This is a genomic window from Pseudomonas sp. GL-B-12 (genome assembly GCF_019955895.1).
GTDB lineage: Bacteria > Pseudomonadota > Gammaproteobacteria > Pseudomonadales > Pseudomonadaceae > Aquipseudomonas.
Map to the genome: position 1 here is coordinate 59,561 of NZ_JAHBCX010000032.1, position 6,797 is coordinate 66,357.

A 6,797-nucleotide genomic window follows, 5' to 3' on the forward strand; every position below is an offset into this window, starting at 1 on the left:
TGTGGGAGCAGGCTTGTGGTGCAGATGCAATCTGCTCTCACACTGGATTCCGGGTGTCTGGCCACTAGACTGAACCAGACGCTGTACCACCCGGACTTGCCTCATGATGGGGCCGCTTAGGGATATCGACCATGCAATGGATGTTCATGCTGATAGGACTGGTGCTCGGCTGGATACTCGACGAGTCATTCAGCGATGCACTGCTGGGCGCGTTACTCGGATTGGGAATCGGCCAGGCTATTGGCATTGCACGTTTAGGGTCTAAGGCAGTGGAGCAGCAGCGCCTGCTGGAACAGGCGCAGGTAGCGCTGCAAGCGGTCGAGCAACGGCTGGCGCTGCTTGAAGCATCGGGGGTCAAGACGCCGGAAACCCGCGAACCACTTGTCTCACCTGAAAGCATCCTCGATGAAGCACCTGCCGCAGCCCCGGAGTTGATCTGGGAGCTGCCGCCCGAACTCGAACCGTTCGCCACAGCGGCCACCGAAACCAACCGCTCACAGCCCGCCGATGCCTGGAAGGCCGAGCCGATCGTTCGCCAGGCACAACCACCGGTCCCCCCGCGTGGCCCGAACCTCATCGATCGCGCCATCGGCCGCGCCCGCGCCTGGTTGTTCGGCGGCAATACAGTGCTGCGGGTCGGCGTGGTGCTGCTGTTCCTCGGCCTGGCCTTTCTGCTGCGCTACGCCACCGAAGGCGTGGTGGTGCCGATTGAGCTGCGCTACGCGGGCGTTGCGGCGGCAGCCTTGGGGTTGCTCGGGCTGGGTTGGTGGCTGCGAGCGCGCAACAATAGTTACGCGTTGATCCTGCAGGGCGCCGGGATCGCCGTGTTGTACCTGACGGTGTTTGCCGCGATGCGCCTACATCCGCTGCTCGATCCCTCGGCGGCGTTTGGCCTGCTGGTGGCGGTGACGGTCTGTTCGGCCATTCTCGCCCTTACCCAGGACTCCCTGGGGCTGGCCGCCGCTGCCGCACTAGGTGGCTTCGCCGCACCCATCCTGGCCTCCACCGGCGCCGGCAGCCACGTCGCGCTGTTCAGCTACTTTGCCCTGCTCAACACCGGCATCTTCGTTATCGCCTGGTTCAAGGCCTGGCGGCTGTTGAATGTCATCGGGCTCAGCGGCACCTTCGGCATCGGTTTCGCCTGGGGCTTGCGCTCCTACTCGCCGGAGCTGCTGTGGAGTACCGAGCCGTTTCTGATTTTGTTTTTCCTGATGTACCTGGCCATTGGTCTGCTGTTCGCCCGACGCAAGCTGCTGGAGATGGTCGATGCACCGGCAGAGGGCAGTCGCGATTCGCTGCTGCTGTGGTCGGCGCGCAAGGGTGACTACGTCGACGGCACGCTGCTGTTCGGTCCGCCGCTGGTGGGTTTCGGCTTGCAGTTCGCACTGGTGCAGCATCTGGAGTTCGCTACGGCGTTCAGTGCCCTGGCGCTGGGCATGATTTACATGGGGCTCGCCCGTTGGCTGATGGCCGGGCGCACGCTGTTGCTGGGGGAAACCTGCCTGGCCTTGGGCGTGATCTTCGCCAGCCTGGCGATTCCGCTGGGGTTCGATGCACGCTGGACGACGGCGGCATGGGCGGTGGAAGGCGCGGGGATCTTCTGGCTCGGTCTGCGTCAGCAAAGGCCCTTGGGTCGGGCGTTTGCCTTGCTCCTGCAACTGGGTTCGGCGCTGGCGTTTCTCAGCGAGTTGCACAACAGCGAGAGCAGCCTGCTCGGCGGCGAGCCGTTAGGCGCGCTATTACTGGGCGTCGCGTTGCTGTTCAGCTTCTACCAATTGCGTAAAGCCTTGCCGGAACAGATCAGGCCTTGGGAACTGAAAGGCCTGCCAGTCCTGGCGTGCCTCGGGCTGGCGTTTCTCTATTTGCTGGCGCCGTTGTTTTTCTTCAGCCACGGTACGGTGATCTGTTGGGCCTTGGCCGGGGCGCTGACGTTGTTGGTTGGCTTGCGCCTGCCATCGCGCACCTTCGTGTTCACCGCGCTCGCTGTGCAACTGTTGGGTGGCGCGTTATTCCTGGCGACGGGGCCGCTGTTCAGTGAAGGGCTGAATCCCTTGGCTCATGCTGGATTCTGGGCGCCACTGGTGTTGGGGCTGGCGGCGATGGTCGGGGCCTGGCGTTTGCAGATTGGTCATTCGCTCGGAACGTTCGAAGGGCTGAGCCTATTGCGATTGTCCCAGGCGCTGCTGGCGTGGGGCGCAGGCTGGTGGGCGTTGGCCTGGGTCATCGAAGTGCTGCATTTTGCGCCGTTGCCGACGCAGGCGACTTTGTTGTTGAGCCTCGCTGCCGTGAGTGTTGCTCTGTGCGCGGTGTTGGCGCTGCGCCTGAAATGGCCGTCACTGGGTGTGCTCTGCACGGCGTTGATTCCCACAGCAGCGTTGGTGCTGCTGGCGGCCTGGCACTCGCGTTATCACCCGGCGGCCAATGTCGGCTGGCTGGCGTGGGCTGCCGTGTTCGTGGTGCATTTCATATCCCTGCGACGCCTGGCGCCCATGCTGTCGGCGCGCGTGACGAGCGTCGCCCATGTGCTCGGCTGCTGGCTGTTGATTGGCGTGTTGGCCCTGGAGCTGCGTTACGCCTTGCTGGTGTTGTCCGAGCAATACAACGCCTGGCGCTGGTTGGGTTGGGCGATTCTGCCAGGTGTTTATCTGGTGTTGATGGCGGCACCTCGCGCGTGGCCTTGGCCGGTGTCGGCGTATCCGCGCGAATACCGCGTATACGCCGCCGCGCCGCTGGCGTTGTTGATGCTCGGCTGGTTCTGGCTGGCAAATGTCGCCAGTGACGGCAACGCCGAGCCACTGCCTTACGTGCCATTGATCAACCCGCTGGAGCTGGGCCTGTTGTTTGCGCTGTTCGGCGTCTATGTCTGGTCCCGCAGTGCCATGACACAACTGGCGGTCCGCGAGGATTACGCTGCCATCGCCACGCAAGGGGTCGCAGGTGCCTCGCTGTTCGTGTTCTTTACTGCATTGGTAATGCGTACGGCGCACCATTGGAGCGAAGTGCCGTTCGAGCTGGATCTGTTGCTGGCGTCGATGCAGGTGCAAGCCGGGCTGTCCATCGTCTGGACCTTGATGGCCCTGAGCCTGATGATCGGCGGCCATTTGCGTCGTCGCCGCGAAGTCTGGTTGATCGGCGCTGCCTTGATCGGCGTGGTCGTGACCAAGCTGTTCTTTGTCGAATTGAGTAATCGCGGCGGGCTGGCGCGGATCGTGTCGTTTATCGGAGTCGGCGTGTTGCTGCTGGTGGTGGGCTATTTCGCCCCGCTGCCGCCCAAGCGCGCCGAAGCTGAGCCGGATATCGAGAAACCGGTCCCGGAATCCGAAGGAGTGTCGTCTTGAGTCAGAAGCTGAACCTGGGTTGGCTGGGTGCTGTTGCCATGGGTGTGGTGTTGTCGGTGGTTGCTCAGGAAAAACCACCGGACTTCACCACCCAAGTGCCTTTGTCGGTAACGGGCGAAGGTCCCTGGTATCGCCTTGAACTGCCCCTGAACGTACAACTGAATGCACGCCAGGCTGACCTGAGCGATCTGCGGGTGTTCAACGCCGTGGGCGATGTTCAGGCTTATGCCTTGGCCCGGGAGTCGGCGCAGAGCAATGAAACGCGCACCTTGACCGAGGTGAAATGGTTTGCGCTGTACAACTCGGTGGACGCCACTGAAACCGCGCCGAGCGTGCGGGTGCAATCGAGCGCCAACGGCACTTTGGTCGAAGTGCAGCCCTCCAGTCAGCTGGAAGCGGGTGAGGAGGAGTTGCGCGGCTGGTTGCTCGACGCTTCCGCGATCAAGGCGCCGTTGCAGCAGTTGATTCTCGACTGGACCAGCGAGCGCGACGGCTTCCAGCGTTTCACCGTCGAAGCCAGCGATGATTTGCAGCATTGGCAGTCCTGGGGCGAAGGGCAGGTGGCGCGCCTGATTTTTTCCGACGAACGGGTCGAACAGCATGAAGTCAACCTGCCGGGCCAGTCGGCGCGCTACTTGCGGTTACTGTGGATCACCCCGCATTCGGCACCGACACTGACTTCGGCGCAACTGCAGAGCGCCAGTACCCGCAGCCTGCCGCTGCCGTTGGTCTGGTCCCAGGGGTTGGCCGGCAGCAGCGTGAAGGCGGGTGAATACACCTGGCAGTTGCCGATGGGGCTGAATGTCGAACGGGTGCAGGTCGAGTTGAGCCAGCCCAACAGCCTGGCGCCAGTGAGCCTGGCCGGCCGGCGCGACAGCAGCCTGCCATGGCAGTCGTTGGGCAGCGGTTTGCTCTATCGCCTGACCCAGAACGGTCAGGACGTGGTGCAAAACCAATTGCAGCTGTCAGGGCAAATCGTCCAGCAATTGAAGCTGACCGTGGACGAACGCGGCGGCGGCCTGGGTGATCAGGCGCCGACGCTGAAGTTTGCCGTGCGCGCTACGCAACTGGTGTTCCTGGCGCGCGGGCCGGGGCCTTACACGCTGGTCGTGGGCAATGCGACGGCGAAGGCGGCGAACTTGCCGCTGTCGACGCTGATTCCGGATTACAGCCCGGCGAAGCTTGCGACCTTGGGCCGGGCCATGGTGGATGTCGGGGCGGTGGTTTCGAAAGCATCGACTGAGAAAACGCTGGCTACGACGGACACCCAGTGGAAGAAGTTCGGCTTGTGGGCAGTGCTGTTGCTCAGTGTCTTGTTCCTGGCGGCGATGGCGTTCAGTTTGCTGCGCAAGCCGCCAGCCAAATCCTGATAGTGGGTGCTGCGCACCCAATCGCGAGCAGGCTCGCTCCCACAGTTGGAATTCGTACCCCTGTGTGCGAGCCTGCTCGAAAGCGTTCGCCCAGTCACTGAAAATGCCGAAATGACCGCAGTTCCCAGGCTCACATCGAGCCCATTTCCAACTACGCTCATCCCCGCGCATGAACTCTCTTCAGCCGATCACGTCTGATAGGAGGAAATGCGCCCCGACTCGCGTTAAACTGCGCGGGTTTTTAGCCCCCCCATTCCACCGGAGCCTTCCATGTCCCGCGTTACCTTGAGTCGCTATTTGATTGAGCAGACCCGCAGCAACAACACTCCTGCCGATCTGCGCTTCCTGATCGAAGTGGTGGCGCGTGCCTGCAAGGAGATCAACCACGCCGTGTCCAAAGGCGCCCTGGGTGGCGTTCTGGGCAGCATGGGCACTGAAAACGTCCAGGGCGAAGTACAGAAGAAGCTCGACGTGATCTCCAACGAAATCCTGCTCGAAGCCAATGAATGGGGCGGTCACCTGGCCGGCATGGCGTCCGAAGAAATGGACAACGCCTACCAGATCCCGGGCAAATACCCGAAAGGCGCGTACCTGCTGGTATTCGACCCGCTGGACGGTTCGTCGAACATCGACATCAATGCCCCGGTCGGTACCATCTTCTCGGTACTGCGTTGCCCGAACGAATACCTGAGCCAGAACGAGCCCTTGAATGAAAAGGCTTTCCTGCAGCCAGGTACCCAGCAAGTGGCCGCCGGTTATGCGATCTACGGTCCGCAGACCATGCTGATCCTGACCCTGGGCGACGGCGTGAAAGGCTTCACCCTTGACCGTGAAATGGGCAGCTTCGTCCTGACCCACGAAAACATCACCATTCCTGAAGCCACCCAGGAATTCGCCATCAACGCGTCCAACCAGCGTCACTGGGAAGCACCGGTACAGCGCTACGTCGGCGAATTGCTGGCAGGCGATGAAGGCCCGCTGAAAAAGAACTACAACATGCGCTGGGTCGCCGCGATGGTGGCAGACGTGCACCGCATCCTGACCCGCGGCGGTCTGTTCATGTACCCACGCGACAGCCGCGAGCCGTCGAAGCCGGGCAAACTGCGCCTGATGTACGAAGCCAACCCGATGTCGTTCCTGGTGGAGCAAGCGGGCGGCGCGTCCACCAACGGCCACCAGCGCATCCTCGACATCCAGCCGGAAGGCCTGCACCAGCGTGTTGCGGTGTTCCTCGGCTCGAAAGAAGAAGTTGCCCGCGTCACGGCTTACCACAAGGAATAAACCATGACCGCGCCCTGGCAGTCGTTGCTTGATTGGTGGTTCGGGAGTTCCGGGTCAGCGAGGGAAGTGGCGGCGCAGAAGGGCAAGTTATGGTTTGGCAAGCGCGACAGCCAGGACCTCGAAGCGCGCGAGCGTTTCGGGGACCAGGCCGAGCAGGCACTGGCCGGCGGATTGACCGAGTGGATGCAACGTCCCGAAGGTTGGCTGGCCCTGGTGCTGTTGCTCGATCAAATCCCGCGAATGATCTTTCGCGATACCCCCAAAGCCTTTGCAGGCGATCTTCGTGCGCAAAAGCTGGTGGCCCAGGGCATTGCTGCGGATTTCGATCGGCAGTTGCAGCCGATTCAGCGGGTGTTCATCTACCTTGTGTTCGAGCACAGCGAGAACCTCGCGGTGCAGAACGAAGGCGTCTCGCGCTATATCGAACTGGTGGCGCAGCAGCCGGAGACTGATCGGGCGCTGTTCAGCGATTACCTGGACTATGCCGAGCGGCATCAGAGGGTGATTGCGCAGTTTGGGCGGTTTCCGCATCGCAATGCGGTGTTGGGAAGGGAGTCTACGGCTGAGGAGTTGGCGTTTCTCTCCAAGCCGGGATCAAGGTTCTAATTTTGCGCTGTTGCTGAATCCGTCATCGCGAGCAAGCTCGCTCCCACAGGGATCTTTGTCGCACTGGAGATCCAATGTGGGAGATTCTATGGTTGAGGGAAAGCCCTCAACCTGCTTTTGGTTGGTATTCGCTCTGCCCTTTCAGCAGTGCAAATACGATCCGGGCAAGTTTGCGGGCCAGTATCACCAGTGCCTGCGTAGT

At 62.0% G+C, this 6,797-nt stretch carries 4 protein-coding genes and 1 pseudogene; 4 read left to right on the forward strand and 1 reads right to left on the reverse strand.

Features of this window, described 5'->3' with window-relative positions:
• Positions 1-131 precede the first annotated feature (131 nt).
• The 4 genes from KGA85_RS17860 (at position 132) to KGA85_RS17875 (ending at position 6,595) form a co-directional block, all read left to right on the forward strand.
• Complete coding sequence (locus tag KGA85_RS17860; RefSeq protein ID WP_223457512.1) at positions 132-3,338, forward strand: DUF2339 domain-containing protein; 3,207 nt, start codon at positions 132-134, stop codon at positions 3,336-3,338.
• Positions 3,335-4,708, forward strand: a complete 1,374-nt coding sequence (locus KGA85_RS17865) for a DUF3999 domain-containing protein (protein WP_223457514.1) — start codon at positions 3,335-3,337, stop codon at positions 4,706-4,708. The genes KGA85_RS17860 and KGA85_RS17865 overlap by 4 nt, the downstream gene beginning before the upstream one ends.
• 270 nt (positions 4,709-4,978) lie before the next feature.
• On the forward strand, positions 4,979-5,989 hold the full coding sequence (locus KGA85_RS17870) for a class 1 fructose-bisphosphatase (RefSeq protein ID WP_095942319.1): 1,011 nt from the start codon (positions 4,979-4,981) through the stop codon (positions 5,987-5,989).
• A 3-nt stretch (positions 5,990-5,992) separates the two neighbouring features.
• Positions 5,993-6,595, forward strand: a complete 603-nt coding sequence (locus KGA85_RS17875; protein ID WP_223543282.1) for a DUF924 family protein — start codon at positions 5,993-5,995, stop codon at positions 6,593-6,595.
• A gap of 106 nt (positions 6,596-6,701) precedes the next feature.
• On the opposite strand, the pseudogene KGA85_RS17880 reads toward KGA85_RS17875, so the two are convergent.
• Positions 6,702-6,797 (reverse strand): annotated as a pseudogene (locus KGA85_RS17880) (IS110 family transposase); the annotation flags it as partial.

Bases quoted from the DNA above. Each gene is read 5' to 3' on its own strand.
- KGA85_RS17860 (WP_223457512.1), top strand. From the start codon at position 132: ATGCAATGGATGTTCATGCTGATAGGACTGGTGCTCGGCTGGATACTC.
- KGA85_RS17870 (WP_095942319.1), top strand. From the start codon at position 4,979: ATGTCCCGCGTTACCTTGAGTCGCTATTTGATTGAGCAGACCCGCAGC.
- KGA85_RS17875 (WP_223543282.1), top strand. From the start codon at position 5,993: ATGACCGCGCCCTGGCAGTCGTTGCTTGATTGGTGGTTCGGGAGTTCC.